The 2344-nt window shown below is 64.8% G+C and carries 4 protein-coding genes; all 4 read left to right on the top strand.

Annotated features, from left to right (window positions below):
• Positions 1-843: S8 family serine peptidase (locus AB4Z11_RS29685; protein WP_442029467.1), on the top strand; the 843-nt coding region annotated here is incomplete at its 5' end.
• A 95-nt stretch (positions 844-938) separates the two neighbouring features.
• Positions 939-1607: a hypothetical protein gene (locus AB4Z11_RS29680; RefSeq protein WP_442029465.1), complete on the top strand. Its 669-nt coding sequence runs from the start codon at positions 939-941 to the stop codon at positions 1605-1607.
• A gap of 174 nt (positions 1608-1781) precedes the next feature.
• Complete coding sequence (locus tag AB4Z11_RS29675; protein WP_050409188.1) at positions 1782-2069, top strand: HU family DNA-binding protein; 288 nt, start codon at positions 1782-1784, stop codon at positions 2067-2069.
• 166 nt (positions 2070-2235) lie between these two features.
• The coding region (locus AB4Z11_RS29670) for an acyl-CoA-binding protein (RefSeq protein ID WP_442029469.1) at positions 2236-2344 on the top strand (109 nt) is incomplete at its 3' end.

The following is a 2344-nucleotide window of genomic DNA, read 5'->3' as shown; positions in this document are numbered from 1 at the left end:
GCATCGGAGGCCGGCGGCGCGACCGCGGGCGGCGCGAATGACACGCGCGGGCGGGCCGCTGCGGCGGAGGCTGGCGGCTCGGGCGCGGTGCGGGTTGGTCTTGTCGACAGCGGCGTCGATGGGCGGCATGAGGTGTTTGATGGCGCGGCGATCCGGCGCTGGGGTTGCGACGGCAAGGAAATCGCCGCCGCGCACGGGACGGCGGTCGCCGCGCTGATGGTGGGACGGTCCGAGCGCTTCGCCGGCGTCGCGCCCGGCGCCACGCTGTACGCTGCCGACATCTACTGCGACCAGCCAACCGGCGGCGCCGCGACGCAGATCGTTGGCGCCCTGTCCTGGCTGGCGCGCGAAAACGTCGGCGTCATCAATCTGAGTCTGGTCGGCCCGCCAAACCAGTTACTGGAGCGCGCCGTAGCCGCCATGATCAAGCGCGGACATCTGCTGGTGGCCGCAGTCGGCAACGACGGTCCCGCCGCGCCGCCGCTCTATCCCGCCAGCTATCCCGGCGTGGTCGGCGTCAGCGGCGTCGATCCAAAACACCGTCCGCTGCCGGAGGCCGCGCGCGGGCCGCAAGTCATGTTCGCCGCGCCGGGCAGTCAGATGGTGAGCGCCACGGCCGGCGCACCGCCCTACCGCGTGGTGCGCGGAACCTCCTTCGCCGCGCCGATTGTGGCGGCCTTGCTGGCGCCGCAGCTGCCACGTCCCGACGCCACCGGCGCCCACGCCGCCATCACCAAACTGGCCGCGACCGCCGGCAATCCCGGCATGAAGGACATCAGCAACGCCACCGGCTACGGCATCGTCGGCGAATCCTACCGCGCCGATCCCGCCGCCTTCCGCTAAAAAAATTTTCGCGGCGATGGAAGAAAACTGAATCGCCCATCGTTCTCCTTGTAACAGCAGCGAATTCGTCGCCGCACTTATCAAGGAGAACGCTCATGAACATGATCAAAACTATCCGCGCCGCTATCATTCTGGCCGCCAGCGCGGCATCCATCGCGCAAGCCGGACCGCTGGGCGGTGTGCTGGGTGGCGGTGGAATCGGCGGCAGTTTCGGCGGCAGCATTGGCGGCACCATGAATGGCCAGCTTGGCGGAATCGGCGCGCTGCCAGTCCGCGATACGATCCGCAGCACGCGCGAAACCGCGTCCAGCGTGACCTCCAGCGCCACCGGAACTGCCGGCAGCACCTACTCCGCAATCGCCGCCGCAGGCCACGGCGCCGCCGACGCTACCACCACCGCAGCGGCCAATACGGCACTGGCGGTGCAAGGCACGGCCGCCAACAGCGTCAGCCAGGCGCAAGGCGCGGCCACCGCAAGCGCGAGCGCCGCACGCGACGCGTCCAACAATGTAGCGGGCAGTGCGTCCACCACAAAGAGCGGCGCCGGCGGCGCGCTTGGCAGCTTAGGCAGTACGGCTGCGCAGTCCAATAACGCACCCGCAGCAAAGACTGCGCAGTCGTCCGCGAAGCCCGCGCAAGCCGGCGAACAAGCGCCGCGCCGCAGCGCAAATGGCGCCGCACAAGGCTCGGCGCAAGGAAGCCTGAATGCATCGGCCAGCGCCAATGCAGGCGCAAACGGGTCCGCCGCTGCAGCGCAARACTAAGGTAAACAGACCGCAGCCGGTGCACCATGATCGCGCATGAGGCCTTGTTTTTACGGGCTTTTTACACGCCATTTCGTCGCAGGCCAGTCACTATATGGCCTTCTTCGAAAAAGGGTGAACACTTTTTTCAATTAATGTGCTAATCTGCGCGCTCCATTAACCAAGGAGGTAGTAATGAAAAAAGGCGAACTGATTGCAGAATTTGCGAAGCGTACCGAAATGTCCGGCGCTGCCGCTAACGACGCAGTTAACACCCTGATCGCAATCGTTACCGAACGTCTGAAAAAAGGCGACACGGTCGGCATCACCGGCTTCGGCACCTTCTCCGTAGCCAAGCGCGCTGCTCGCAAAGGCCGCAACCCAGCGACCGGCGAAGCGATCAAAATCGCAGCGTCCAAGACCCCTAAGTTCTCGGCTGGCGCGACCCTGAAAGCCGCTGTGAACCCAACCAAAAAGAAGTAATTCCGGCTTCCGCCAGAACGGCGGTTCAAGGCAGGTCATCGCGGCCCGTCTTGAACCGCCGTTTTTTATTGTGCGGCGCACCGCGGATTTGGAGCCTATCCTCTACAGGCGCCGGCGCTTTTCTTTGTATGATGGCGCATCCAAACCCCACCATTGAGGATAAGAGATGAGCCTTCAAGAACAATTCGACGCAGCCGTCGCCGATTCCAAGAACCTGCCGGAGCGTCCGGACAATATGACCCTGCTGAAAATCTACGCGCTGTACAAGCAGGGTT

Source organism: Pseudoduganella sp. RAF53_2 (assembly GCF_052113985.1).
Taxonomy (GTDB): domain Bacteria; phylum Pseudomonadota; class Gammaproteobacteria; order Burkholderiales; family Burkholderiaceae_D; genus Rugamonas.
This window is presented reverse-complemented; position numbering and strand designations above follow the sequence as displayed.

Bases quoted from the DNA above. Each gene is read 5' to 3' on its own strand.
- AB4Z11_RS29675 (WP_050409188.1), top strand. From the start codon at position 1,782: ATGAAAAAAGGCGAACTGATTGCAGAATTTGCGAAGCGTACCGAAATG.